Source organism: Pseudomonas poae (assembly GCA_028869255.1).
Classification (GTDB): Bacteria; Pseudomonadota; Gammaproteobacteria; order Pseudomonadales; family Pseudomonadaceae; genus Aquipseudomonas; species Aquipseudomonas poae_C.
Genome location: CP110972.1, coordinates 770,943 through 796,165, shown reverse-complemented (window position 1 = coordinate 796,165; position 25,223 = coordinate 770,943). Strand labels below are relative to the sequence as shown.

Sequence of the window (25,223 nt, the reverse complement as noted above, 5' to 3'; positions counted from 1 at the left end):
TGCGATAGCGGTGTATCTGTCACTGAATCAGTAACTGAATGCCCGTCATCGCAGGCAAGCCAGCTCCCACATTTTTGATTTTCGGTGCACCTGCGATCAGGACTTTTCCAGATTCGCCAGGATGCGCCCGTGCACGCGCATGCACACACTCAAATCTGCTTCATCCACGCCCACAAACAGCTCATGGCGCAAGGCAGTGGCAATGGTTTCGATCTGTTCGATCAATGGGCGGGCGGTGTCACACAACAAGATACGTTTGGCACGACGATCTTCCACCACCGCCTGGCGTTGCACCAAGCCCTGGCCCTCAAGGCTGTCGAGCAACCGTGCGAGGGTCGGCCCTTCCACGCCGACGCTTTGGGCCAACTCGCGTTGCGTCGGAGCTTCTTCGAAACGTGCCAGATGCAGCAGCACCAGCCAGCGCGCCTGGGACAGGCCCAGCCCCGCCAGACGGCGGTCCAGCTCGGCGCGCCAACCTCGGGACATTTGCGCCAGCTGCATGCCAAAACGGTGTTGATCGGTTAACGGCATAAAAAACTCATGATTTAGACTGAAAATAAAGTGTGGCTAATTATTAGTCAGCTAAGCATGAGCCATGCCAGTAGGCAAGAGTTGCTATGTACTGATTCGTTACATTGTCGTAATTGGCGCACTAAATTTCGAATTCAGACTGCAAAGCAGCCCGTACGCAGTACAAAACACCCTCCGGAACACGACCGGTAAACAGCGGAGCGATCTCCGCAACAGGTGGCAATTCGCCTTCCCCATCGAGAAAGGCGTCCTGGATTTCACCGAGTAAATCCTCCGGCAAATCAAGGGCCTGTTCCAACGACAACTGCTGCTTGCCAATGGACTCGGCGAGCAAGGTGTACACGTTTTTCTCCGAGCATTGCAGCTGGCCGGCGATCTGGACCGGAGTCATGCCGGCGCGTGCCAGGCTGATCAGTTCGTGGCGAATATCGGCGACTTCCTTGGGCGCTTCGGCCTGGCCGCCCAGCACTTCGAGGAACGCCTGGCCATAACGCTCCAGCTTGCGGGCGCCCACACCGCTGACCCGCGCCATTTCCGCCATGGTGGTCGGTTGCTCGCGCAGCATCTCCAGCAAGGTGGAGTCGGGGAAGATGACGTACGGCGGCACGCTGTGCTCCTGCGCCAGTTTGCGGCGCAGGGTGCGCAGGGCTTCCCACTGTTCGCGCTCTTCGCCACGCACCAGTTGGCTGGCCGGGCTGGTGCTGCTGCTTTTGGCGGTGGTCTGCGGCTTGAGGTCGCGGCGCAGCTCCAGGCTCACCTCGCCCTTGAGCAATGGCCGGCAACTGTCGTTCAAGCGCAGGCCGCCATAGCCTTCAATGTCGATGTCCACGAGGTTGCGCGCAACCATCTGCCGGAACAGCGAGCGCCATTCGCCCTCGGCACGGGCCTTACCGACGCCATACACCGAGAGCTTTTCGTGGCCGAAGCTGCGTACCTTCTCGTTGTCCTTGCCCAGCAGCACATCCACCAGATGGCCCACGCCATAACGCTGACCGGTGCGGTAGATAGCCGACAGCGCCTGGCGCGCCGGCTCGGTAGCGTCCCAGGTCTGCACGCCGTCGACGCAGTTGTCGCAGTGGCCGCACGGCTCGGGCATGTCTTCGTCGAAATAGGCCAGCAGGGTCTGGCGGCGGCAGCGGGTTTCTTCGCACAGCGAGAGCATGGCATCGAGCTTGTGCTGTTCCAGGCGCTTGTGGCGCTCATCGCCTTCGGAGTTCTGCAGCATCTGCTTGAGCATCACCACGTCTTGCAGGCCGTAGACCATCCAGGCATCCGCCGGCAGACCATCACGGCCGGCGCGGCCAGTTTCCTGGTAATACGCCTCGAGGGACTTGGGCAGGTCCATATGGGCCACGAAGCGCACGTTGGATTTGTCGATGCCCATGCCGAACGCAATGGTCGCCACCATGATCAGGCCTTCCTCGTTGAGGAAGCGCTTCTGGTGGGCGGAGCGCGTTTCGTTGGGCAGGCCGGCGTGGTATGGCAGCGCCGGGTAGCCCTGCTCGCAGAGGAACGCGGCCACTTCATCGACCTTTTTGCGCGACAGGCAATACACGATGCCCGCATCGCTGCGCCGCTCGGACAGGAACGCCAGCAACTGCTTGCGCGGCTGCTCCTTGGGCACGATGCGGTAGAAAATATTCGGCCGGTCAAAACTCGACAGGAAACGCTCGGCGTTCTGCAAATGCAGACGCTCGACGATTTCCTCGCGGGTCCGTTTGTCGGCGGTGGCGGTCAGGGCGATGCGCGGCACGTCGGGGAACAGCTCCGCCAACTGGCCCAACTGCAAATATTCGCGACGGAAATCGTGGCCCCATTGCGATACGCAGTGCGCTTCGTCGATAGCGAACAGGGCAATTTCCAGGCTCTGCAAGAACGCCAGCATGCGCGGTTGAACCAGACGCTCGGGGGCCAGGTAAAGCATTTTCACTTCACCGCGCTTGATGCGGGCGGCCAGGTCGCGCTGCTGCTCGGCGCTCAGGGTGGAGTTCAGTGAGGCGGCGGCGACACCCAGCTCTTCAAGGGTGGCAACCTGGTCGTCCATCAACGCAATCAGCGGCGACACCACCACGGCCAGGCCATTGCGCAACAGCGCCGGCACCTGGAAGCACAACGACTTGCCACCGCCGGTAGGCATCAATACCAGGGCGTCACCGCCACTGGCCACGCGCTCAATGATTGCACCCTGGCGGCCACGAAAACTGTCGTAGCCGAAGATGTCCTTGAGGACGCGTTGAGCCTGCTCGAGCATGTAAAACTCCAAAATGGTACCGAAATCCCTCTGTACAGGCTGGCCGAAAAAAACCGGCTTCACGGGAAATAATCCGTAAGCGAAGTTTTCGCGGGTGGGCGCTTGGCCTGCAGGGGCATCACAAAACGCGGCAGTATACCCGAGCGTTACGCTGCAAAGGGCGCCACTGACGAATAGCGGCTGCTATCTAAAACCTGGCAAATATGCAGTGCGGCTGGCCTGGGCGCTCAAGAAAGCCTAGAATTCGCGCATCGTTTATTCCCAAGGTAGCCCTTCAATGTCCTTCGCTGAGCAACTAACCCGCCTGCAAGCCTTCCTCGACGCCGATGAGCTGCATGACGAGGCGCTGGACTACGTGGCCGCCCACGGCTACCTGACCGCCCTGTCGATCTGCGCCGATGTGGTGCCCGACCGTGAATGGATCGACGCGCTGTTCGCCGAAGAGCCGCACTACGCCGACGCCGCCCAACGCGAGGAAATCGAATCCACGCTGCTGGCCCTCAAGGCCCACATCGGCCGCCAACTGGCCTCCGATGAGGAGTTCGAGCTGCCCTGCGAGCTGGACCTGGGCGAAGAGCCGGATGACTCCGACCTGCGCGGCTGGTGCATCGGCTTCATGGAAGGCGTGTTCCTGCGCGAAGCCGCCTGGTTCGAAACCGCCGAGGAAGAAGTCAGCGAAATGCTGCTGCCGATCATGGTCGGTTCGGGGCTGTTCGAGGAAGAAGCCGAGTTTTCCGATATCGCTGCCGACGCCAACCTGATGGACGACATGATCGTACAGATCCCGGAAGCCCTCACCGCTCTGTACCTGCTGTGCAACGCCCCTGACGAAAAGCCGGCGATCCTCAAGCCACGTCACCACTGAGTCGTTTGCCCGTGACACCCATGGGCAATCGCTCGCTGCTCCTGCGCTACGGGCTGCTGGCCATCGGCTGGCTCAGCGTAGCGTTGGGCGTGATCGGCATTTTCCTGCCGGTATTGCCGACCACGCCCTTCCTGCTGCTCGCCGCCGCCTGCTTCGCTCGAAGCTCCCCCGCGCTTCTACCACTGGCTGGTGCAACACCCGCGCCTGGGCCCGTGGATCAAAGACTACCTGGACGGTAATGGCATCCCGCTCAAGGGCAAGGTCTACGCCATCGGCTTGATGTGGCTGAGCATCGGCCTTTCCTGCTACCTGGTGCCGTTGCCGTGGGCCCGAGGCTTTATGCTGACCAGCGCCGTACTGGTGACGATTTACATCCTGCGCCAGAAAACCCGACCTGTGGGACCTGTCGAGCCTTAGCGAGGCTGCGAAAGGATCACCTCGGTGTCACTGCAGAACCTCAGCGCCCGTCTCGCAGCCTTGCTTACACACGACCTTGGTCGACACTGACTAACCCCAGCCATTCTGCGAGACTGTGCCACCGGGCCCGGAATGCCTGGGTGTTTTTATGCTCGGAGTTACCATGACGCTGTCCAGCGGGCTGATCGCCGCCGTTGCCCTGGCCTATATGGCCATTATGTTTGCCATCGCCTTTTACGGTGACCGCCGCCGTGCGCCCTTGCCGCCGCGCATGCGTGCCTGGGTGTACAGCCTGTCACTGGCGGTTTACTGCACCAGCTGGACCTTCTTCGGCGCCGTAGGCCAAGCCGCCGAACAACTGTGGGCTTTTTTACCGATTTACCTGGGACCGGTGCTGCTACTGGTGTTGGCACCCTGGGTCCTGCAGAAGATGATTCTGATCAGCAAGCAGGAAAACATCACCTCCATCGCCGACTTTATCGCCGCCCGCTACGGTAAATCCCAGTCGCTGGCCGTGGTGGTTGCGCTGATCTGCCTGGTCGGCGTACTGCCTTATATTGCCCTGCAGCTCAAAGGCATCGTCCTGGGGGTAAACCTGCTGATCGGCTCCGGCCCCGACACCACCGGCACCCGGGCGCAGGACACTGCGCTGATCGTGTCGCTGGTGCTGGCGCTGTTCACCATTGTGTTTGGTACACGCAACCTCGACGCCACCGAGCACCACCGTGGCATGGTGCTGGCGATTGCGTTTGAATCGCTGGTCAAGCTGTTCGCGTTTCTCGCGGTCGGCGCATTTGTGACCTTCGGCCTGTACGACGGTTTCGGCGACCTGTTCAGCCAGGCGATGCTTGCACCGCGACTGGAAGAGTACTGGAAGGAAACCATCAACTGGCCGTCGATGGTGGTGCAGACCGGCGTTGCCATGATGGCGATCATCTGCCTGCCACGGCAGTTTCACGTCACCGTGGTGGAGAATATCGACCCGCAGGACCTGCGCCTGGCCAAATGGGTGTTTCCGGCTTACCTGATCCTCGCCGCGCTGTTTGTAGTACCGATCGCCCTCGGCGGTAAGATGCTGCTGCCGGGCTCGGTGCTGCCGGATTCCTACGTGATCAGCCTGCCCATGGCCGAAGCGCACCCGGCGCTGGCCGTTCTGGCATTTATCGGCGGTGCCTCGGCGGCTACCGGCATGGTGATCGTCGCGAGCATCGCCTTGTCGACCATGGTCTCCAACGACATGCTGCTGCCCTGGCTGCTGCGCCGGTCCAGCGCCGAGCGGCCGTTTGAAGTGTTCCGGCACTGGATGCTGTCGGTGCGCCGGGTCAGCATCGTGATCATCCTGCTGCTGGCGTATGTCAGCTATCGCTTGCTTGGCTCCAGCGCGAGCCTGGCGACTATCGGCCAGATCGCCTTTGCCGCCGTGACCCAACTGGCGCCGGCGATGCTCGGCGCGCTGTACTGGAAGCAGGCCAATCGACGCGGGGTATTTGCCGGCTTGGCGGCGGGCACATTCCTGTGGTTCTACACCTTAGTCCTACCGGTTACTGCGAAAAGCCTGGGGTGGTCCCTCAGCCTTTTCCCCGGGCTGACGTGGATGCATTCCCACCCGCTGGGCCTGTCCGTCACTTCATTGACCCTGGGCACCGTGTTCTCCCTGGCGGGTAACTTCACACTGTTTGTTTGGGTGTCGATGCTGTCGCGCACCCGCGTGTCGGAACACTGGCAAGCCGGACGGTTTATCGGCCAGGAAATCAGCCAGCGCGCCAGCGCCCGCTCAATGCTGTCGGTACAGATCAGCGACCTGCTCAGTCTGGCAGCGCGTTTTGTGGGTGAAGAGCGCGCCCAGCAGAGCTTTATCCGCTTCGCCTACCGCCAGGGCAAAGGCTTCAACCCCAACCAGAATGCCGATAACGACTGGATCGCCCACACCGAGCGCTTGCTGGCCGGCGTGCTCGGTGCGTCCTCGACCCGAGCGGTGGTGAAAGCCGCTATCGAAGGGCGGGAAATGCAGCTGGAGGACGTAGTACGGATCGCCGACGAAGCGTCGGAAGTGCTGCAATTCAACCGGGCGCTGTTGCAAGGCGCTATCGAGAACATCACCCAGGGCATCAGCGTGGTGGACCAGTCCCTCAAGCTGGTGGCCTGGAACCGACGTTATCTTGAGCTGTTCAACTACCCCGACGGGCTGATCAGCGTGGGCCGGCCGATTGCCGACATTATTCGCTACAACGCCGAGCGCGGCCTGTGCGGGCCGGGCGAAGCCGAGGTGCATGTGGCGCGCCGCCTGCACTGGATGCGCCAGGGCCGCGCGCACACCTCCGAACGTTTGTTCCCGAATGGGCGCGTGATCGAGCTGATCGGCAACCCCATGCCCGGCGGCGGTTTCGTCATGAGTTTCACCGACATCACTGCGTTTCGCGAGGCCGAGAAGGCCCTCACCGAGGCTAACGAGGGCCTGGAGCAACGGGTGACCGAGCGCACCCACGAGCTGTCGCAGTTGAATGTGGCGCTGACCGACGCCAAAGGGGTGGCCGAGACTGCCAGCCAATCGAAGACCCGCTTCCTGGCGGCCGTCAGCCATGACTTGATGCAGCCCTTGAACGCCGCACGCCTGTTCTCGGCCGCCCTCTCCCACCAGAACGAGGGCCTGTCCAGCGACGCCCGGCAACTGGTGCAGCACCTGGACAGTTCACTGCGTTCAGCCGAAGACCTGATCAGCGACTTGCTGGATATCTCACGCCTGGAAAACGGCAAGATCAACCCGCAGCGCCAGCCCTTTGTACTCAATGAGCTGTTCGACACCCTGGGTGCCGAATTCAAGGCACTGGCCCAGGAACAGGGTTTGCGCTTCCGCCTGCGCGGCAGTCGGTTGCGGGTCGACAGTGACATCAAGTTGCTGCGGCGGATTCTGCAGAACTTTCTGACTAACGCCTTCCGTTATGCCGACGGCCCAGTGCTGCTTGGCGTACGCAGACGCAAGGGCGAGCTGTGCCTGGAAGTGTGGGACCGTGGCCCTGGCATCCCGCTGGATAAACAACAGGTGATCTTCGAAGAATTCAAGCGCCTGGACAGCCACCAGACCCGCGCCGAAAAAGGCCTGGGCCTGGGCCTGGCGATTGCCGACGGCCTATGCCGCGTACTCGGCCATCGCTTGAGCGTGCGCTCCTGGCCGGGCAAAGGCAGCGTGTTCAGCGTGCGCGTGCCGCTGGCGCGCAACCAGGCTAGCCCGCAGCTCAAGGCCGCCGTGGAAAACGGCCAGCCGCTGAGCGGCGCGCAGGTACTGTGCGTGGATAACGAAGAAAGCATCCTGATCGGCATGCGCAGCTTGCTCACGCGCTGGGGCTGCGAGGTGTGGACCGCCACCGACCAGGCGCAATGCGCCGCGCTGCTGGCAGAGGGCGTGCGCCCGCAACTGGCGCTGGTGGATTACCACCTGGACCACGGCGAAACCGGCACCGAACTGATGGGCTGGCTGCGCGCACAACTGGCCGAGCCGATTCCCGGCGTGGTCATCAGCGCCGACGGCCGCCCCGAGATGGTGGCCGAGGTGCATGCGGCAGGGCTGGATTACCTGGCCAAGCCGGTGAAACCGGCGGCGTTGCGGGCGCTGCTGAGTCGGCATCTGCCGCTGTAACTGCCGCTGTAAAAAGCCCCAACTCATTGCCCTGTGGGAGCTGGCTTGCCTGCGATAGCGGTGGCGACTGACACACCCCCATCGCAGGCAAGCCAGCTCCCACCATAGCCATGTCTTATTCAGGTGAATGTGCCACGCCATCCGCATCGGTCATCGCCCGCTCCAGCAGATCCGCCGGCAGGCTTTTGCTGGCGCGGGCCCCGAGCAACCTTAATTGCTCGGTGCGGCTGACCAGATTTCCGCGTCCATCTGTCAGCTTGTTCCGCGCCGCGCTGTAAGCTTTGTCCAACTGCTGCAAACGGTTGCCCACTTCATCCAGGTCCTGGATAAACAGTACAAACTTGTCGTACAGCCAGCCGGCGCGCTCGGCGATTTCCCGGGCATTCTGGCTTTGGCGCTCCTGCTTCCACAGGCTGTCGATCACCCGCAGCGTGGCGAGCAAGGTGGTGGGGCTGACGATCACGATATGGCGGTCAAAGGCTTCCTGAAACAGGTTGGGCTCAGCCTGCAGCGCGGCGGAAAAAGCCGCTTCGATCGGCACGAACAGCAGCACGAAATCCAGGCTGTGCAGGCCCTCCAAGCGCTTGTAGTCCTTGCCGGCCAAGCCTTTGACGTGATTGCGCAGCGAAAGCACGTGCTGCTTCAGAGCCGCCTGGCCGATCACCTCGTCATCCGCCGCGACATACTGCTGATACGCGGTCAGGCTGACCTTGGAATCCACCACCACTTGTTTGTCGCCGGGCAACATGATCAGCACATCCGGCTGGAAGCGCTCACCGTCCGGGCCCTTGAGGCTGACTTGGGTCTGATACTCGCGGCCCTTTTCCAGGCCGGCGTGTTCCAGCACCCGCTCAAGTATCAGCTCACCCCAGTTGCCTTGGGTTTTCTGGCCCTTAAGGGCGCGGGTGAGGTTGGTGGCTTCGTCTGACAGACGCAGGTTCAGTTGCTGTAGGCGCTCAAGCTCCTTGGCCAGGGAAAAGCGCTCGCGGGCCTCATTTTGATAGCTTTCTTCCACGCGCTTTTCGAAGGACTGGATGCGCTCCTTGAGCGGGTCGAGCAATTGACCCAGGCGTTCCTGGCTGGTTTCGGCGAAACGCTGCTCGCGCTCGTCGAAGATCTTGCCGGCCAATTCGGCAAACTGCGCACGCAGCTCGTCTCGCGAGCCCTGCAAGTCGGCGAGGCGCTGTTGATGGCTGTCCTGTTGCTCGCGCAGTTCGGCGCGCAAGGCCGCCGACAGCGCGTCGAGGCGGCGCAGTTCGGTTTCCTTGGCGCTGCGGTCGAGGTTCCAGGCGTGGGCGGCGTCGCGGGCATTGTCGCGATCGATTTGCAGTAGTTCGACTTCGCGGCGCATCGCAGCCAGGTCGGCTTGCTTGGCGGCATTGGCCTGGCTCAGGTCGCTGATCTCATCGCGACTGGCATCCAGTTGGGCGGCAAGCCCTTCCTGCGCCAGCTGCGCGGTGGCCAGACGCTCTTCGAGCAGTTCCCAGCCGGTCAAGCGCGCACTCAGCCGCCGCTGGATCTGCCAGCACAGGGCCAATAAAGGCACTGCAGCGCCAGCAAGACCCAAGGCAATACTGGTCCAGTCAAAAGCCATAGCCATTTCTGCCATTACCGAAAAGGAGCAAGGTTAACCAAGCACAGGGCCGGAGGACAGCTCAGTCTTCGACCTGGCCCAGTTCGCGCTGGGCGCGGCGGTCCCCGGCGCGGGCGGCCAAGCGCAGCAGGTCATGGCCGATGCGGCGGTCGCGGGCGTTGCCGCACTCACGGCACATCAGTTGACCCAGGCGGCTCTGTGCGGCGACCACGCCTGCACGGGCCGGCTGCTTGAGCAAGCGCCCGGCGAAGTGTTTGACGTTGGTGTTGTGGCCCAGGCGCGGGCTGTCGAGCAACCACAGGGCGACTTTCAAAGAGAAGCGCTTGGGTACGGTAACAGTCTGAGGGGTGTCGGTAACAGAAGGTGATACTGAGCGAAACTTCATAAAGCACTGCGGGACAGAACGGAAGGCGCGCCACTCTACTCTTTTTTTCCTACAGGTAAAGCTGAAAAATCCCTGCACGCCCGTCCTAGAGCAAGCGCTCGGGACAATCCACAGAAGCTGTGGATAACTCAGTGGACAACCCCCCTTTAACCCTCGCAAAGGCCCATGGAATGGGGGCCGCAGTCAAACTGACGATTTTTTCACCAATAAAAAAAAGCCAGATTTTTCATTGACTTAAATTTTCATTGCAGGCAAATGGCGGCCTGGCATTGCAGTTGACAGTGTGGTTACACATCCCGCAACTAATGTGCACAAGTCGCCATTCGCGGGGTTATCCCCAACGTTATTGGAAGCGGCGCCCTGCAAAAATGTTACCGATGACGTAGGACAGAGCCTTTTCAAATCTTTCCAGGCTCGCCACACTCAACGGCCTACAGCGCGACGTCGGGAGGGTCGATGAAAGGAATTCTGGTATTCGCCGTGTTGTTACTGGCGATCTGCGCGATTTCCCTGGGGATCAACGCGGCACTGCCGTCCCCGGACGGCGCCTTGTTTGCCATCGCGATCCTGCTGTCGGCGGCGTTTACTGCCGTCAGCCTGTGCATCGAGTTGGGCGAAGGCCGCATCAATGACATGGGCGATGTGATGAAGGTGGTAGAGACCGGACAGTCCCTGCGCCTGACCCTTGCGGCTTATGCGCTGGGTTGCTCGCTGGCGGCGGCCACCACAGTGCTGGTCTATCGGGGCCTGCTGGGCGGCTGATTGAAGTTTTTTGACTAGCACACTTCCCTTCGCTGATTCAATCCGTTACTATCCGCGGCGTTAGTACCAAGCTGAAAGTCAATTCTGGTCGAACAACTCCCCTGAACAACACGGGATCGACCACCTCGATGGTTTCCAGGTATCACTTGCGACGACACTGCCTTTGAACAAGCAAAGGGTGTCGCGAAGTCTCAATACTCTGACCGAACCAGCCTGCAAATTGATCAGGATCTTCACCCCGGGCCCAGAACCTTTGCCCCTGTTGTGTTGCCTGCCCTCCTAAGTACCTACCTGCCAGCCCAAGCGCGCCTAACTTACTTAGCGCTTCAAACTGGCTGCTTTGTTCCAGTCGGGTTCTTCGTTCGATCAATGGTGATCAACGTCACTGGAACGTTTTAACGTTGCACGGTTCTTATCCGTGTCATTTGTAGGAACACCAATAATATGTCCACTATCCACACTCAGGATGCCATTCGCACCCTCACCAACGCTTTTGCTCCAATGAACTGCCTGATCATGGCCGCTCGCAAAGGCTGCTTCAGCTTCACCCTGGTCAACGAACACGGTATCGCTCGTCACAGCGAACGCCTGTACCCCGATCAATACTCCAGCGCAGAACCGCTGCAGGCCGTGATCGAGCGTACCCGTCAGGCACTGGTTGCCTGATCGACCCGAGTCGCTGAAACACAAAAAACCCTGTTTAAAAAACAGGGTTTTTTATTGCCTGAAATTTGGCACTCGAGCTTTCGCACTAAGTTCAAATAGATATAACCGTTATAACTGAATGAAGAAGATGTTTTAAAAACAGTCCTTTACATCATAAATATGACACTACACTTCAACTCAAGCGGCATGATCCGCTTGCGACGAGCCTGAGATCCGATTCAACCGCTGCCAAGCCCCCCTCTCAGGCTCGTCGACCACTTTCACGGATTGAGGCATGTATGGGTATCGCCGCCAGCGAATTGTGTCGTTATGTGATCCGGCCGACGTTGATGTATCTGGGCCGCCATAACCCGACTGCTGAGTCCCTGTTGTTGGGCATTGCCGCCAGCCAATCGGAACTCGGCTCGGCCTTGCACGACCGGCGCGGCCACGGCCTGTACAGCATCACCGAACCCCGCCACCGCGCCTTATGGGACAACTACCTGGCGCTGGACCCCGAGCGCGCCAGCCTGGTACGCGGGCTGGCCAGCCAACACGCCTTCCTCAGCGCGCCGCAGCTTGAACTCACAGTCAACCTGCGTTACGCCACCGCGATCGCCTGGCTGCTGGTGGAACAACACAGCCCCGCCCTCCCCGCCGCCTGGTGATGTTTTGGCCATGGCACGTATCTGGAAAGAAATTTTTCATCCACAAGGACGGCTGCGCGATTTCACGCTCGCCTGGCAAACCTGTGTTTCACCCATGAATCACGCGGTTTGCTGACCGGGCAATTTGCAAGATTCGCCAAAAACACAGAATTTTGGTCGGATTGTCCTACAAAACCGCTCTATCTCCAGTATTACAGCCTATAGCGCGATCTTAAATTTATTGATACTTTCCGCAGCGGTGATCACCACGGAGTTCTAATAATGAAAAAAGTAATGCTCAAGACCACACTTAGCCTCGCCGTTGCCATGGCATCCTCCCAACTGTTCGCAAGCGGCTTTGCCCTCAATGAACAGAGCGTCAGCGGGATGGGTACGGGTTTCGCAGGTCGCTCTTCTTCTGCCGATGATGCAAGCACTGTTTACGGTAACCCTGCCGGTATGGCCCGCCTGAATGGCCAGCAAATCACCGGTGGCGTCGCAGCCATTGACGCCTCGACCGACATCAGCGATACCGGCGGCAACTCTCGCGGTTCCAACAAAGGTGACATGGTTCCGTTCACCGCGGTGCCATTCGGTTTCTACACCAACAAACTCAACGATCAGTGGGCCATCGGCTTCGGCGTCTATGCACCGTTTGGCCTGGTGACCGACTATGAAAACGGCTTCCAGGGCCGTGGCTTCGGCAGCAAGAGCGAAGTGAAGGTCATGACCTTCCAGCCAACTGTCAGCTACGCGTTCAATGACCGTGTGTCGATTGGTTTCGGCCCGACCATCAACCGGATTTCCGGCGTGCTGGAATCGGACAGGACCCTTAACCCGGCCGTCAGTGACACCAATGTCAAAATCAAGGGTGACGATACTGCCCTGGGCTTTAACGTCGGCGTATTGGTCCAGGCAACCGATACCACTCGCGTGGGCCTGACCTACCACTCGAAGGTCAAGTACAAGCTCGACGGCCACACCGAAGTATCGGGCCCTACGCCGACCCAGGGCTTCCTGCGTAACAACCGTTACGACGCCTCGCTGAAAATCGACACCCCCGAGTCCTACGATCTGTCGGTCACCCAAGACCTGACCGACGCCTGGAAACTGTACGGCGGTGCCACCTGGACGCGCTGGAGTCGCCTGAAAGAGATCACCGTCAACAACGAAGGTGTCACGGCTGCCGGCGGCTTGCTGGCACCTAGCCAACTTAGCTCCATCACCGAAGAACAAAACTGGCACGACACCTGGGCCTACGCCGTGGGCACCTCGTACCAGTTGACCAAGCAAGTGGTGCTGCGTACCGGCCTGACCTTCGACCAGTCGCCAACCAACAACACTGATCGTTCGCCACGCATCCCTACCGGCGACCGGACGATCTTCAGTGTGGGCCTGGGCTATAAAGTCATGGATAACATGACCGTCGACCTGGCGTACTCGTACCTGCAAGAAGAAGACGTCAAGGTCAATCAGACTGCCAACCCACCTTCGACAGCCAGCTACCGCGCCAAGTACGAAAACAGTGCCAACGGTTTCGGCCTGGGCATGACCTACACCTTCTGATCCGGACCGGTGTAAAAAAGCCCCGCTCTCCTGCAAAGGAGGCGGGGCTTTTTAGTGGCTGGCAATCAGGGCTTGGACGCGATTGCCTGCTCCACCGCCTTGATCAGTTCCGGGCTGTCCGGCTTGGTCAGGCTGGAGAAGTTGGCAATCACTTTGCCCTGGCGGTCCACCACATACTTGTAGAAATTCCACTTCGGCGGCGTATCGGTCTGCTGCGCCAGCACCTTGAACAGGTGCGCCGCATCCGGCCCCTTGACCTTCTGCGGCTCGGTCATGGTGAAGGTCACGCCGTAATTCACGTAGCAGACCTTGGCGGTTTCCTCGCCGGTCTTGGCTTCCTGTTTGAAGTCATCGGACGGCACGCCGATCACCTCCAGCCCTTCGCCCTTGTAGCGCTGGTACAAGGCTTCAAGGCCTTTGAATTGCGGCGCGAACCCGCAAAAGCTGGCGGTGTTGACGATGACCAGGGGCTTACCGGCAAAGCGCTGGCACAGATCGATGGATTCCTTGGCGCGCAACTTGGGTAATTGGCCTTCGAGCAAAGGCGGGCAATCGGCGGCCATCGCCACGCCGCCAAAAGCGGCCATCAGCACGGGAACTGCAAGCCAGCGCATCTGCATGTCGAAACGTCCTTTAAAGAGTTCAGAGACCGAACTTAACAGATCGACATACCCAGTTGCATCAACGCCAGCCCGCCGCGCTGCCAGCCCCACCAGGCCAGCAGCACCAGCAACAACCCCGCAGCGGCTATCAAACCGCGTAACGCTATACTCATGCCGCCTCCATCTGCGCCTGTAAACGCGCCACTGGCCGCTCACGCACCGGCCAATTCAGTGCGGCGGCGAGCAGGCTCAGCAGAATCGCTACCTGCCAGATCAAATCGTAGTTACCGGTTCGATCATAGACTACCCCGCCCAGCCAACCGCCGAGGAACGATCCCAACTGGTGGAACAGGAACACGATCCCACCGAGCATCGAGAGGTTTCGCACGCCAAACAGGGTAGCGACCGTGCCGTTGGTCAGCGGCACAGTGGATAACCACAAAAAGCCCATGGCCATGCCGAACAGGTAGGCCGTCACTTCCGTGACCGGCGCCCACAGGAACAGCACGATCACCACCGCCCGCAGCAGGTACAAACCGGTCAGCAAGCGCGGCTTGGACATGCGCCCACCCAGCCACCCGGCGGTGTAAGTCCCGAAGATATTGAACAACCCAATCAGCGCCAACACCGTGGTGCCGACGGTAGCCGGCAAGTGCTGGTCCACCAGATAGGCCGGCAGGTGCACACCGATAAACACCACTTGGAAACCGCAGACAAAAAAACCGAACGCCAGCAGCCAGAATCCGGAGTGGGAGCAAGCTTCCTTCAGCGCTTCACGCAAGGTTTGCTGACCAGCCATGACGGGCAGCGGCTTGTCCTTGAGCATGCTGACCAGCGGCAGGATCAACGCCACCATCAAGCCCAATGCGAGCAAGGCGGCCGACCAGCCCAACCAGCTGATCAGGCCCAAGGTGCCGGGCACCATGGCGAACTGACCGAACGAACCGGCCGCACTGGCGATGCCCATGGCCATGCTGCGTTTTTCCGGCGCCACGGCACGCCCGACCACGCCGAGAATCACTGAGAACGAAGTACCGGACAGGCCAATGCCAATCAGCAAGCCTGCACTCAGGGATAACGACCACGCCGAATCGGACATCCCCATCAACACCAGGCCCAGGGCGTACAGCACGCCACCGACAAACACCGCTTTGGTGGCGCCGAACCGGTCGGCCAGGGCGCCGGTAAACCGGCTGCGCCAGGCCCCAGATCAGGTTTTGCAGGGCAATAGCAAACGCAAACGTCTCACGGCCCCAGCCGAATTCGCTGCTCATCGGCGCCAGAAACAGGCCGAAACCGTGCCGCACACCCAAGGACAACGCCAGGATCAGCGCACTCCCCACAAGAATCCAGCCACTGGTGCGCCACATCGAGGTCATTTCTTATTCTCCGTTCGCGGGTATATACCCGCTTGTATTCGAACAAACACGCGTTCAGGCGAGTTCATCCAGCAAGGCCAACAGGGTTTCGCGTTTTTCCGCGCCCAGTTGATCGATCAATTTCTGCTGCGCCGCTTCCCACGCGGGCAATGCTGCGGCCAGTCGCTCTTCACCGGCTGCGGTCAACACCACCAGGCGGTTGCGCAGGTCATCGCCCTCAACCAACTGCACCAGGCCCTCGCCTTCCAGCACCCGCAGGTTGCGCCCCAGGGTGCTGCGATCCAGGCCCATGGCTTCGGCCAGGCTGGAAATGCTCGGTTGGTCGAGACGCTGCAGGTTACACAGCAAAGAATACTGGGCGACGTTGATCCCGAAGCCGTCGAGAGCGCCGTCGTAATGCCTGCTGACGCCACGGGCGGCACGTCGCAGGTTGGTGCATAAACATTGGGAGGCAAGCATGGAACGTGTATATACCCGCGATTAAGGAAATGCAAGAAAGTGTTACAGCGCCAGGCCGACCAATACCGCGACTTCCAGCAACTCCAGCAAGGCGCCGGCCGTATCGCCGGTGGTGCCGCCCAGGCGATTGAGCATCAGCTGGCGCAAGCCCATAAAGCACACGGCCGCGAGCAGTACGGCGATCCCGCCACTGACCCCACCGATCAGGACGCAGGCCAGGCCGCTGAGGATCAGCACCTGTTGGCCGACAACACGCGGTAAATGATCCGACAATGCCTGGCCCAAACCACCGGCGCGCACATACCGCGTGGTAAGAAACAACGCCAGCATCGACGCCCGCCCGATCAGCGGCGCGAGGATCAACGCTGCGCTATTGTGCTGTTCGATCAGTGCCACCAACGCCGTGAACTTGAGCAGCATCACCAGGCCCAGGGTGACCACCGCAATCGGCCCGCTGCGCGGGTCTTTCATGATGGTGAGGGTGCGCTCGCGGTCGCCAAAGCCACCCAGCCAGGCATCGGCGCTGTCCGCCAGGCCGTCCAGGTGCAGACCGCCGCTGAGCAACACCCAGGCCGTCAGCAATAGCGCGGCATGCAACAACAACGGTGCGCCGAGCAACGCGCTATTCAGCCCCCATAACAGCACGCCGAACAACAACCCGACCAGCGGATAAAACAGCAGCGAACGCCCCAGTTCCTGAGGCTGCGGCATGCCCGGCAGACGAATCGGCAGGCTGCTGAGAAATTGCAGGGCGATCCAGAATGGCAGCATGTTTACTCGACTTCCTTTAATACGCCGTGCGCTGCGACCTGCAGGCTAAACAGCCCACCGTGGCCGACTTCGACATTCAGCAACTGTTCCCGAGGCAAACCCCGCGCTTGCGCCAGCAGCAAGCGCATCACGCCACCGTGGCTGATCAGCAACACGCGCTCACCGGCATACGCCTGATGCAAACGTAGGACGGCGCCGAGAACGCGTTCGGAAAATTCACTGACCGGCTCACCCTCAGGCGGCGTGAAACTGTAGGGATCCGCCCAGAACCGGCCCAACCCTTCGGCATCGGTGCGCATCAGCGCCGCCGCACTGTGCCCTTCCCAGGCGCCGAAATGCAGCTCTTGCAGGTCCTTTTCCAGGCTGACCGGCACCTTGAGTTGCGCGCCCAATTCCTGCGCGAACAACGCGCAACGTTGCAGCGGGGAACTGATCAACCGGTCCCACGGCCCACGCGCCACCACAGCAGCGCGCATCTGCGCCCAGCCCGTGGCGGTCAGTGCATCGTCGAGGCTGCCGCGCAGGCCGCCGCCCAGTTCGGTTTCGCCGTGGCGCAGGAGGTCCAGGTGCAAGGTCATGCCGGGCGGTCTGCCACGGCAGCTTCGGCGAACGTCGCCATCTGCCCGTGCAGCGCGCACGCCAGACGCAGCAACGGCACTGCCAGCGCAGCGCCACTGCCCTCGCCCAGGCGCAGGCCGAGTTCCAGCAGCGGCTGTGCCTCAAGGCTTTGCAGCACATGGCGGTGGCCAGGCTCGGCGCCACGATGGCCAAACACCAGCCATTCGCGGCAGCCCGGGTTCAGACGGGTGGCGACCAGCGCGGCGACGGTGCAGATAAAGCCGTCCACCAACACCACAATGCCCTCCTGGGCACAGGCCAGATAAGCCCCGACCAGCGCAGCCACCTCAAAGCCACCAAGATTGAACAGGGTGTGCAGCGCGTCATCGCGCTGCCCGGCATGCAGCGCCAGTGCGCGCTCAATGACCGCCACCTTGTGGCTGACGCCCTGGGCATTCAAACCGGTGCCTGGGCCGGTCAGGTCACTGACCTGGCAGTCGAGCAACGCGCACGCCAAAGCACTCGCGGCGGTGGTATTGCCGATGCCCATCTCGCCGCCGATAAACAGCTGGGCGCCGCTTTCCAATGCCCGACGTGCACTGTCGCGACCGGCTTGCAGGGCCAGCCGCCCCTGAGCCTCAGTCATCGCCGGGCCGTTGACGAAATTGGCGGTGCCCGCGCCAATGTTCAGGTGACGCACACCCGGTAAGTTGAGTGATGGCGTGACCGTGCCGAGATCGACCACTTCCAGCTGCGCCTCCAACTGGCGCGCCAACACACTGATGGCCGCGCCGCCGGTGACAAAGTTATGCAGCATCTGCCCGGTCACTTCCTGAGGAAACGCCGACACACCCTCGGCAACCACACCATGATCACCGGCAAAAATGGCGATCCATACCTGCTCCACCAACGGCTTGACCCGACCTTGCAGCCCGGCCAACTGCACCGCCACTGCTTCCAGCTGACCGAGCGAGCCGGCGGGTTTGGTCAATTGCTGCTGGCGTGCCAGGGCGCCTTCGTACGCTTGGTCGTCGATTGCCTTACAAGGGTTGAGCCACCAGGTGTCAGTCATAACGCAGTACCTTTCAAAGTCAGGGGCAGGCCGGCAACCGTCAGGACAACACGCTGACAGCGCTCGGCCAAAGCTTGATGCAGCCAACCGGCCTCATCCACATAGCGGCGAGTCAATTCGCCCAGCGGCACGACACCCAAACCGGTCTCGTTGCTGACAAAAATAATTTCCCCCGGCAGCGCAGCCAGGGTTTGAAGGAGTTGGTCGCGCTCGAATGCCAGGCGCGCCGGGTCTTCTAGCATCAGCAGATTGGTCAGCCAGAGGGTCAGGCAGTCCACCAACAGGCAGCGACCGGCCGCCGCGTTTTCGCGTAGCACCCGCGCCAGTTCGACGGGTTCTTCAATCAGCCCCCAGTGATCCGGACGGCGCTGACGATGCAGGGCAACGCGCTCGTTCATCTCACCATCCAGCGGTTGGCTGGTGGCGATGTAGATGACAGGCAAGCCGCTCTCGCTGGCAAGCTTTTCGGCCAGGCGACTCTTGCCGGAACGGGCACCGCCGAGGATCAGTTGATGCATGGGAAGGCACCTTTTTCGGCCGACAGACAGCGTGAGACCCGCACCGTCGAATGTAGGGAGGGGCTTGCTTGCGAATGCGGTGGGTCAGGTAACAGATCCGCGACCGACACACCGCCATCGCGGGCAAGCCCGCTCCCACAGAAGAGCAGATCAGCTTTTGACTTGGCTTTGGATGTTGATCTCAGACGCCCCGTTAAACCACGCTGGCCGGAGTGAGGGCACACCGAGCCTGGGCGAGGTGCCGAGTGGTGGGGCGAGAGCCTTTTGGTTACTTTTGGGCTCTTCCAAGAGTGACCCGCTGTAAGAGCGGAACCCTCAGCAGCCGATACCGCGCAAACGGATATGTACACCGAGACACCGCCTTCGCGAGCAAGCCCGCTCCCACATTGGGGGTGTGGTGCATCGGTTGAATGGGGGTCGACTGTCAGGCCGCCATCGCGGGCAAGCCCGCTCCCACAGAAAAGCAGATCCGCTTTTCTCCCACCCAAAGACCGCGTGCCCACAGTTAAATCCCACATAGCTTGCGCAACAAGTCGGTATCCAGATGGTTCTCCACCAGGTCCGCCAGCCGCTCGATATCACGCTCGCGCAGGGCGTGATAATCCACCTCCTGCACATCCTGCAGCCCCGCCCAGCGCAGCAAGGCACTGCACGCAGCCGGGGTTTCGAACAACCCATGCAGATAAGTACCGAGGATCTGCCCGTCCGCACTCTGCGCGCCGTCACTACGCCCATCCTCCAACAGCACAGCAGCCGCCGACAGCGCCGCACCGGACGTTACACCGGCGTGAATCTCATACCCGCTGACCTCGGCATTTTCCAACATCAAACGCCCGCGCACATTGCGCAACTGCTTCTGTGCTTCCAGGGTCGTACTGAACGCCAACAGCCCCAAGCCCTCACTGGAGCCGGCCGCGCCCTCCAGCCCAAGCGGGTCATGCACCTGTTCACCGAGCATCTGCAACCCGCCGCAAATCCCCAGCACTTTGCCGCCGTAGCGCAAGTGCCGGGCCACGGCATTTTCCCAGCCATTGGCACGTAGATAGGCAAGGTCATTGCGCACGCTTTTCGAGCCCGGCAGGATGATCAGGTCGGCAGCCGGAATCGGCTGGCCCGGCCCGATAAACTGCAAATCCACTTGGGGATGCAGGCGCAGCGGGTCGAAGTCGGTATGGTTGCTGATGCGCGGCAACACCGGCACCACCACCTTGAGTACCTGGGCCGCCTTGTCGATCTGGCGCTGGTCGATGCCGTCTTCGGCTTCCAGGTGCAGGTCCATCACGTAGGGCAACACGCCCACCACCGGTTTGCCGGTGCGCGCTTGCAGCCAGTCCAGGCCCGGTTGCAACAACGCGATATCGCCGCGAAAACGGTTGATGATAAAGCCTTTTACCCGCGCCTGTTCGGTCGGCGAAAGCAGCTCCAGCGTGCCGACCAGATGGGCAAACACGCCGCCACGGTTGATATCGGCGATCAGCAGCACCGGGCAATCCACGGCCTCGGCGAAGCCCATATTGGCGATGTCGTTGGCGCGCAGGTTGATCTCCGCAGGCGACCCCGCACCCTCGACCATCACCACCGGGTAGGCAGCGCTCAACCGCGCGTGCGAGGCCAGCACCGCCTGCATCGCGATGGCTTTGTAATCGTGATAGGCCACCGCGTTCATGCTGGTCACGGCGCGGCCGTGGATGATCACTTGGGAGCCAGTGTCGCTGTTGGGTTTAAGCAGCACCGGGTTCATGTCGGTGTGGGGCGCCAGGTTGGCGGCCTGGGCCTGTACCGCCTGGGCGCGGCCGATTTCGCCGCCTTCGGCGGTGACGGCGCTGTTGAGCGCCATGTTCTGCGGCTTGAACGGTGCCACCGCCACGCCCTGGCGCACCAGCCAACGGCACAGCGCGGTCACCAGGGTACTTTTACCGGCGTCGGAGGTGGTGCCCTGCACCATCAGCGTACTCATACAGCTTCCTTGTAGGCACCCAGGGCCTCGTCGAGGCGCAGCCAGTCGGCTTCGGTATCGGGCAAGCCGAATCGCAGGCTGCTGTCGTGGGCAAACAGGCGCAGCAGGATGCCGCGCTGAGCCATGAATTCGTGCATGCGTGCGGCATGCGGGGTGATCAGCCATTGGAACAAGGCACAGCCGCCCTGGGGTTGAAAGCCATGGCGTTCCAGCAAGGCGTACAGGCGCTGGCCGGCTTCAATACAACGCACGCGTTGCCGCGCATGCCCGGCGGTGTCACGCAGGCACACCTGGCCCAGCACCCGCGTCGGCCCGCTGACCGCCCACGGCCCGAGCTGTTCGGCGAGCAACTTGAGCAGCTTGCGTTCGGCCAGCACAAAGCCCAGCCGTACCCCGGCCAGGCCGAAAAACTTGCCGAACGAACGCAACACAATCAGCCCGACCTGATGGGCCTGGCGAGCCAGGCTCAACTGCGGGGTCACGTCCATAAAGGCTTCGTCCACCACCAGCCAGCCGCCGCGCTGGGCCAGCCGTGAGTGCCAGTCGAGCAGGCGTTGCGGGGGCAGGCTCAAACCCGTGGGGTTGTTCGGATTGACCACCACCAGCACGTCGAGGCTATCGAGGAAGAAATCGACTTCCTGCTCCTGCACTTCGCGCACCACGTAACCGGCGCGGCGCCAGGCTTCGGCGTGTTCGGCATAGCACGGCGACAACACGCCGACCTTGCCCGCACGGCGCAGGCGCGGCAGCAACTGGATCGCCGCCTGGGAACCGGGCACCGGCAGCAGCTGCGCGGCGCCGTAGTATTCGCTGGCGGCTTGCTCCAGGCCGTCGTCGGTTTCCGGCAAGCGCGCCCAGGCCCGCAGCGGGATCTCGGGGATCGCCCAGGGCCACGGCGCGAGGCCGCTGGACAGGTCGAGCCAGTCGGCCTCGGCAATCCCGTACTGGAGCGCCGCCTTGCGCAGCCGGCCACCGTGTTCAAGCATAGAATTGCGCCCCCGCACATAGGATCAGCAGCCATAACCATACGCCGCGCTGCACCAGTTGCCAGCCCCGGTCGATGGAGTCGGCGTCCGCCGCCGGGCCTTCGCCCAATGGCGGGCGCTGGTGCACTTCGCCGTGGTAGATCGCCGCGCCGCCCAGCTCAACCCCCAACGCGCCTGCGCCGGCGGCCATCACCGGGCCGGCATTCGGGCTGTCCCAGGTCGGGCCTTGGGTGCGCCAGCATTTGAAGGCCAGACGGGTCTTGCCCAATACCGCGTAGGTCAACGCCACAAGCCGTGCAGGAATGTAGTTCAGCACGTCGTCGATTTTCGCCGCCGCCCAGCCGAAGCGTTCAAAGCGCTCGTTGCGATAGCCCCACATGGCATCGAGGGTATTGCTCAGGCGGTAGAGCACCACCCCCGGCACACCGCCGACGACAAACCAGAACAGCGCGGCAAACACCGCGTCGCTGCCGTTTTCCAGCACCGACTCGGTGGCGGCACGGGCGACTTCGGTGCGGTCCAGTTCGCTGGTCTGGCGGCTGACCAGGTAGCTCACGCGCTTGCGCGCTTCATCCAGATCATCACTGCGCAATGCCTGGGCCACCGGGATCACATGTTCGCCCAGGCTGCGCATGCCCAGCGCCAGGTACAGCGCCAGAATCTCCAGCACCCAGCCGATATACGGCGCCCACGAGAAGGCGGTGGCCAACAGCGTCAGCGGCACCACCGCGATAACCCACGCGGTCACGCCGTGGCTGCGCCAGCCACGGCCACCGCTGTTGAAACGTTGCTCGATGCGCCCGGCGAAATTGCCGAACGCCACCAGCGGATGCCAGCGCCTGGGCTCACCCAGCAGCGCATCCAGCGCCACCGCAGCGACACACAGCAAGGCCACACTCATTGACTCACTCCCCACACATTCTCATACAACATGTCACTCAGCGGCCGTGGTTCGGTCCAGCCTTCGAGCTGCAACATCGGTGCCGGGTAGAACTCGGCGACGGGCCCCAGGCACAACACCGCCAGGGGTTTTGCGCCGGGCGGCAGGCCCAGCAGGTCGGCCAGCGCCTGCGGTTCGAACAGCGAGACCCAGCCCATGCCCAGCCCTTCAACGCGGGCAGCCAGCCACAGATTCTGGATCGCACAGGACAGCGACGCCATGTCCATTTCCGGCAAGGTGCGCCGCCCGAAGATATGGCGCTCGCGATCATCCATCAGCGCCGCCACCAGCACTTCGGCGCAGTCGTAGATGCCTTCGACCTTGAGCTTCATAAACGCATCGGAACGCTCGCCCAAGGCTTCGGCGGTGCGCACGCGCTCTTCTTCCACCAGCTGTTGAATCTGCCCACGCAGATGGCGGTCGCTGATACGGATAAACCGCCAGGGTTGCATCAGGCCGACACTGGGAGCCTGGTGCGCGGCCTGGAGCAAGCGGTGGAGCAATTCGGGCGCGACAGTGCCGCCGCTGAAGTGGCGCATATCGCGGCGTTCGGCGATGGCGCGGTACACGGCTTGGCGGTCGGCCTCGGGGAAGGCGTTGTCGGTCATGGCCTCTTCGCGGGCAAGTCGAATCGTCGCACCGCCCCTCCCACAGTTGATCGAGTTGAAACACACTCCAATGTGGGAGCTGGCTTGCCTGCGATAGCGGTCTCAGGGCTCGGCGCAAACAAGGCGGCTACCGCCGCCGGATTGGACGGGAAATAAAAGTGCACATAGGACGCCGTCATCCGCCCCTGCCGATACACCGCCTCGGCGCCGCGCCCACCATTGGGGCTCAGGCCACGGGCAATCGGCTGCCATTCGGTGCTGGTCAGGGAATGGTGATAGGTGTGCCCGCGCAATACGCCTTCCGGCAGCTCGACACTTTGCAGGGCCAGGGCTGCGAGTTTCTTTTGCATCACCGCATCGCCTTGCAGCAGGCCGACCAATTCGGCGCGGGTGCCATCGACGTCGGTGAGCGAATCCAGCAGGTACAGCATGCCGCCACACTCGGCGAGCAAGGGCTTGCCGCCAGCGTGATGGGCACGGATGGCATCGAGCATCGGAGTGTTTTCCGACAGCGCCTGGTGGTGCAATTCCGGGTAACCGCCGGGCAGATACAGACTGTCGGCGTCAGGCAATTCGCGATCGTGGATCGGCGAGAAAAAACGCAGCTCGGCGCCCATCGCCCGCAACAGGTCGAGGCTGGCGCCGTAAGTGAAGGCGAAGGCTTCATCGCGAGCCACCGCAATACGTACGCCGGCCAGCAACGGTTCGGCCGCGATCACTTCAGGGGCGGCGAAGGTTACCGGCGGCGGCAAGGCAACCTCGCAGCTGCTGCCCAAGGCTTGGGCGGCGGCGTCGAGGCGCACGTCGAGGTCATTCAGTTCGCTGGCTTGCACCAGGCCGAGGTGGCGACTGGGCAGTTCAATCCCGGTTTCGCGGGACAACGCGCCGTACCAACGCAGGCCTTCGGTGAGGCTACCTTCCAGCAGTTGCGCGTGGCGCAGGGTGCCGACGCGGTTGGCCAGCACGCCGGCGAACGGCAGGTCCGGCTGATAGCGCGCCAGACCCAGGGCCAGGGCGCCGAAGGTCTGGGCCATGGCGGTGCCGTCGATCACGCCCAGCACCGGCACACCAAAGTGCCGCGCCAGGTCGGCGCTGGACGGCGTGCCGTCGAACAGGCCCATCACGCCTTCGATCAGGATCAGGTCAGCCTCACCCGCCGCTTCCCACAACAGGCGACGACTTTCCTGCTCGCCCACCATCCACATGTCCAGTTGATACACCGGCGCACCGCTGGCGCGCTCGTGAATCATCGGGTCCAGAAAGTCCGGGCCGCACTTGAACACCCGCACCTTGCGCCCCAGGTTGCGGTGCAAACGGGCCAGCGCGGCGGTGACGGTGGTTTTGCCCTGGCCGGACGCCGGAGCGGCGATCAATACGGCCGGGCAATGACGGGGCTGATTCAAAGTTCGACGCCCTTCTGTGCCTTGATACCGGCCTGGAAGGCGTGCTTGAGCATGCCCATTTCGGTGACGGTGTCGCCCATTTCAATCAACTCGGGCTTGGCGCCACGCCCGGTGACCACCACATGCTGCATCGGCGGACGGGCTTGCAGGTCGCTGAGCACCTGGTCGAGGTCGAGGTAGCCATGTTTGAGGGCGATGTTCAGTTCATCCAGGACCACCAGGCCGATGGACGGGTCTTGCAACAACTCGCGGGACACCGCCCAGGCGGCTTCGGCGGCGGCGATGTCGCGCTGGCGGTCCTGGGTTTCCCAGGTGAAGCCCTCGCCCATCACGTGGAAGCGTACTTGCTCGGGGAAGCGGCGGAAGAACAACTCTTCACCGGTGCTGTTGCGGCCCTTGATGAACTGCACCACGCCGCACTGCATGCCGTGGCCCATGGCGCGGGCGAGCATGCCGAACGCCGAACTGCTTTTGCCTTTGCCGTTGCCGGTCAGCACCAGCAGCAGCCCGCATTCGTTGGGGGAGTTGGCGATGCGTTCGTCGATCACGGCTTTTTTGCGCAGCATGCGCGCCAGGTGGCGTTCGTCGCGGTCGGGGGAATCGGTCATGGCAGCTCTCCGTTGGGGCTGGACAAAAACGGCGGGCAGGAAAAAAGACAAACAGACAGCCAAGC

General features: G+C 62.1%; 21 protein-coding genes and 3 pseudogenes. 7 read left to right on the top strand and 17 right to left on the bottom strand.

Annotated elements, in window-relative coordinates; translation table 11 throughout:
* Nucleotides 1-96: 96 nt before the first annotated feature.
* Together LRS56_03745 and recQ are read right to left on the bottom strand one after the other, a co-directional pair.
* Nucleotides 97-531: a MarR family transcriptional regulator gene (locus tag LRS56_03745; protein WDU63662.1), complete on the bottom strand. Its 435-nt coding sequence runs from the start codon at nucleotides 529-531 to the stop codon at nucleotides 97-99.
* A 121-nt stretch (nucleotides 532-652) separates the two neighbouring features.
* Nucleotides 653-2,782 (bottom strand): DNA helicase RecQ, encoded by a 2,130-nt coding sequence (gene recQ, locus LRS56_03740; GenBank protein ID WDU63661.1) that lies wholly within the window; start codon nucleotides 2,780-2,782, stop codon nucleotides 653-655.
* 277 nt (nucleotides 2,783-3,059) lie between these two features.
* Here recQ and LRS56_03735 point away from each other — a divergent pair, with 277 nt between their 5' ends.
* The 3 genes and pseudogenes from LRS56_03735 to LRS56_03725 all read left to right on the top strand — a co-directional run bounded on the left by LRS56_03735 (nucleotide 3,060) and on the right by LRS56_03725 (nucleotide 7,698).
* Nucleotides 3,060-3,647: a YecA family protein gene (locus LRS56_03735; GenBank protein ID WDU63660.1), complete on the top strand. Its 588-nt coding sequence runs from the start codon at nucleotides 3,060-3,062 to the stop codon at nucleotides 3,645-3,647.
* 20 nt (nucleotides 3,648-3,667) lie between these two features.
* Nucleotides 3,668-4,064: pseudogene (locus LRS56_03730) on the top strand (YbaN family protein).
* 163 nt (nucleotides 4,065-4,227) lie between these two features.
* Nucleotides 4,228-7,698 (top strand): PAS-domain containing protein, encoded by a 3,471-nt coding sequence (locus tag LRS56_03725; protein ID WDU63659.1) that lies wholly within the window; start codon nucleotides 4,228-4,230, stop codon nucleotides 7,696-7,698.
* 115 nt (nucleotides 7,699-7,813) lie between these two features.
* Here LRS56_03725 and rmuC read toward each other — a convergent pair whose 3' ends face one another.
* Complete coding sequence (gene rmuC / locus LRS56_03720; GenBank protein WDU65686.1) at nucleotides 7,814-9,178, bottom strand: DNA recombination protein RmuC; 1,365 nt, start codon at nucleotides 9,176-9,178, stop codon at nucleotides 7,814-7,816.
* 175 nt (nucleotides 9,179-9,353) lie between these two features.
* Nucleotides 9,354-9,677: a sel1 repeat family protein gene (locus tag LRS56_03715; protein WDU63658.1), complete on the bottom strand. Its 324-nt coding sequence runs from the start codon at nucleotides 9,675-9,677 to the stop codon at nucleotides 9,354-9,356.
* Between the two features lie 456 nt (nucleotides 9,678-10,133).
* On the opposite strand from LRS56_03715, the gene LRS56_03710 reads away from it, so the two are divergent.
* The 4 genes and pseudogenes from LRS56_03710 (at nucleotide 10,134) to LRS56_03695 (ending at nucleotide 13,297) form a co-directional block, all read left to right on the top strand.
* Nucleotides 10,134-10,439, top strand: coding sequence for a hypothetical protein (locus tag LRS56_03710; protein ID WDU63657.1), 306 nt, complete (start codon nucleotides 10,134-10,136; stop codon nucleotides 10,437-10,439).
* Nucleotides 10,440-10,883: 444 nt separating this feature from the next.
* A complete protein-coding gene (locus LRS56_03705) occupies nucleotides 10,884-11,105 on the top strand; it encodes a hypothetical protein (GenBank protein ID WDU63656.1) in 222 nt (73 codons plus the stop codon).
* Nucleotides 11,106-11,383: 278 nt separating this feature from the next.
* Nucleotides 11,384-11,867, top strand: a pseudogene (locus LRS56_03700) (hypothetical protein).
* A 146-nt stretch (nucleotides 11,868-12,013) separates the two neighbouring features.
* Nucleotides 12,014-13,297 (top strand): outer membrane protein transport protein, encoded by a 1,284-nt coding sequence (locus LRS56_03695; GenBank protein WDU63655.1) that lies wholly within the window; start codon nucleotides 12,014-12,016, stop codon nucleotides 13,295-13,297.
* 65 nt (nucleotides 13,298-13,362) lie between these two features.
* Here the strand turns inward: LRS56_03695 and LRS56_03690 are convergent, their stop codons facing one another.
* The 13 genes and pseudogenes from LRS56_03690 to cobO all read right to left on the bottom strand — a co-directional run bounded on the left by LRS56_03690 (nucleotide 13,363) and on the right by cobO (nucleotide 25,158).
* Nucleotides 13,363-13,917, bottom strand: a complete 555-nt coding sequence (locus tag LRS56_03690; GenBank protein ID WDU63654.1) for a redoxin domain-containing protein — start codon at nucleotides 13,915-13,917, stop codon at nucleotides 13,363-13,365.
* Between the two features lie 151 nt (nucleotides 13,918-14,068).
* Nucleotides 14,069-15,269 (bottom strand): annotated as a pseudogene (locus LRS56_03685) (MFS transporter).
* 63 nt (nucleotides 15,270-15,332) lie between these two features.
* Nucleotides 15,333-15,737: a MarR family winged helix-turn-helix transcriptional regulator gene (locus LRS56_03680; protein ID WDU63653.1), complete on the bottom strand. Its 405-nt coding sequence runs from the start codon at nucleotides 15,735-15,737 to the stop codon at nucleotides 15,333-15,335.
* A 42-nt stretch (nucleotides 15,738-15,779) separates the two neighbouring features.
* Entirely contained in the window at nucleotides 15,780-16,508 is a 729-nt protein-coding gene (locus LRS56_03675; GenBank protein WDU63652.1) for an adenosylcobinamide-GDP ribazoletransferase, read from the bottom strand.
* A gap of 2 nt (nucleotides 16,509-16,510) precedes the next feature.
* The gene (locus LRS56_03670) at nucleotides 16,511-17,086 is read right to left on the bottom strand and encodes an alpha-ribazole phosphatase family protein (GenBank protein ID WDU63651.1); all 576 of its coding nucleotides are present in this window, start codon (nucleotides 17,084-17,086) and stop codon (nucleotides 16,511-16,513) included.
* Complete coding sequence (gene cobT / locus LRS56_03665) at nucleotides 17,083-18,138, bottom strand: nicotinate-nucleotide--dimethylbenzimidazole phosphoribosyltransferase (GenBank protein ID WDU63650.1); 1,056 nt, start codon at nucleotides 18,136-18,138, stop codon at nucleotides 17,083-17,085. Before cobT ends, LRS56_03670 begins: the two co-directional genes overlap by 4 nt.
* Nucleotides 18,135-18,656, bottom strand: coding sequence for a bifunctional adenosylcobinamide kinase/adenosylcobinamide-phosphate guanylyltransferase (gene cobU, locus LRS56_03660; protein WDU63649.1), 522 nt, complete (start codon nucleotides 18,654-18,656; stop codon nucleotides 18,135-18,137). The genes cobT and cobU overlap by 4 nt, the downstream gene beginning before the upstream one ends.
* Nucleotides 18,657-19,161: 505 nt before the next feature.
* Nucleotides 19,162-20,613: a cobyric acid synthase gene (locus LRS56_03655; GenBank protein ID WDU63648.1), complete on the bottom strand. Its 1,452-nt coding sequence runs from the start codon at nucleotides 20,611-20,613 to the stop codon at nucleotides 19,162-19,164.
* Nucleotides 20,610-21,599 (bottom strand): threonine-phosphate decarboxylase CobD, encoded by a 990-nt coding sequence (gene cobD, locus LRS56_03650; GenBank protein WDU63647.1) that lies wholly within the window; start codon nucleotides 21,597-21,599, stop codon nucleotides 20,610-20,612. Before cobD ends, LRS56_03655 begins: the two co-directional genes overlap by 4 nt.
* Nucleotides 21,592-22,500 carry an adenosylcobinamide-phosphate synthase CbiB gene (gene cbiB / locus LRS56_03645; GenBank protein WDU63646.1) on the bottom strand — a complete coding sequence of 303 codons (909 nt, stop codon included), beginning with the start codon at nucleotides 22,498-22,500 and terminating at the stop codon, nucleotides 21,592-21,594. Before cbiB ends, cobD begins: the two co-directional genes overlap by 8 nt.
* Nucleotides 22,497-23,147 carry a 5,6-dimethylbenzimidazole synthase gene (gene bluB / locus LRS56_03640; protein WDU63645.1) on the bottom strand — a complete coding sequence of 217 codons (651 nt, stop codon included), beginning with the start codon at nucleotides 23,145-23,147 and terminating at the stop codon, nucleotides 22,497-22,499. The genes cbiB and bluB overlap by 4 nt, the downstream gene beginning before the upstream one ends.
* Nucleotides 23,144-24,550 carry a cobyrinate a,c-diamide synthase gene (locus LRS56_03635; GenBank protein WDU63644.1) on the bottom strand — a complete coding sequence of 469 codons (1,407 nt, stop codon included), beginning with the start codon at nucleotides 24,548-24,550 and terminating at the stop codon, nucleotides 23,144-23,146. The genes bluB and LRS56_03635 overlap by 4 nt, the downstream gene beginning before the upstream one ends.
* Complete coding sequence (cobO, locus tag LRS56_03630; protein WDU63643.1) at nucleotides 24,547-25,158, bottom strand: cob(I)yrinic acid a,c-diamide adenosyltransferase; 612 nt, start codon at nucleotides 25,156-25,158, stop codon at nucleotides 24,547-24,549. Before cobO ends, LRS56_03635 begins: the two co-directional genes overlap by 4 nt.
* Nucleotides 25,159-25,223: the final 65 nt, after the last annotated feature.

Excerpts from the sequence above, each read along its gene's own strand:
- LRS56_03745 (WDU63662.1), bottom strand. The coding sequence starts at position 531 with ATGCCGTTAACCGATCAACACCGTTTTGGCATGCAGCTGGCGCAAATG.
- recQ (WDU63661.1), bottom strand. The coding sequence starts at position 2,782 with ATGCTCGAGCAGGCTCAACGCGTCCTCAAGGACATCTTCGGCTACGAC.
- LRS56_03735 (WDU63660.1), top strand. The coding sequence starts at position 3,060 with ATGTCCTTCGCTGAGCAACTAACCCGCCTGCAAGCCTTCCTCGACGCC.
- LRS56_03725 (WDU63659.1), top strand. The coding sequence starts at position 4,228 with ATGACGCTGTCCAGCGGGCTGATCGCCGCCGTTGCCCTGGCCTATATG.
- LRS56_03715 (WDU63658.1), bottom strand. The coding sequence starts at position 9,677 with ATGAAGTTTCGCTCAGTATCACCTTCTGTTACCGACACCCCTCAGACT.
- LRS56_03710 (WDU63657.1), top strand. The coding sequence starts at position 10,134 with ATGAAAGGAATTCTGGTATTCGCCGTGTTGTTACTGGCGATCTGCGCG.
- LRS56_03705 (WDU63656.1), top strand. The coding sequence starts at position 10,884 with ATGTCCACTATCCACACTCAGGATGCCATTCGCACCCTCACCAACGCT.
- LRS56_03695 (WDU63655.1), top strand. The coding sequence starts at position 12,014 with ATGAAAAAAGTAATGCTCAAGACCACACTTAGCCTCGCCGTTGCCATG.
- LRS56_03690 (WDU63654.1), bottom strand. The coding sequence starts at position 13,917 with ATGCAGATGCGCTGGCTTGCAGTTCCCGTGCTGATGGCCGCTTTTGGC.
- LRS56_03680 (WDU63653.1), bottom strand. The coding sequence starts at position 15,737 with ATGCTTGCCTCCCAATGTTTATGCACCAACCTGCGACGTGCCGCCCGT.
- LRS56_03675 (WDU63652.1), bottom strand. The coding sequence starts at position 16,508 with ATGCTGCCATTCTGGATCGCCCTGCAATTTCTCAGCAGCCTGCCGATT.
- LRS56_03670 (WDU63651.1), bottom strand. The coding sequence starts at position 17,086 with ATGACCTTGCACCTGGACCTCCTGCGCCACGGCGAAACCGAACTGGGC.
- cobT (WDU63650.1), bottom strand. The coding sequence starts at position 18,138 with ATGACTGACACCTGGTGGCTCAACCCTTGTAAGGCAATCGACGACCAA.
- cobU (WDU63649.1), bottom strand. The coding sequence starts at position 18,656 with ATGCATCAACTGATCCTCGGCGGTGCCCGTTCCGGCAAGAGTCGCCTG.
- LRS56_03655 (WDU63648.1), bottom strand. The coding sequence starts at position 20,613 with ATGAGTACGCTGATGGTGCAGGGCACCACCTCCGACGCCGGTAAAAGT.
- cobD (WDU63647.1), bottom strand. The coding sequence starts at position 21,599 with ATGCTTGAACACGGTGGCCGGCTGCGCAAGGCGGCGCTCCAGTACGGG.
- cbiB (WDU63646.1), bottom strand. The coding sequence starts at position 22,500 with ATGAGTGTGGCCTTGCTGTGTGTCGCTGCGGTGGCGCTGGATGCGCTG.
- bluB (WDU63645.1), bottom strand. The coding sequence starts at position 23,147 with ATGACCGACAACGCCTTCCCCGAGGCCGACCGCCAAGCCGTGTACCGC.
- cobO (WDU63643.1), bottom strand. The coding sequence starts at position 25,158 with ATGACCGATTCCCCCGACCGCGACGAACGCCACCTGGCGCGCATGCTG.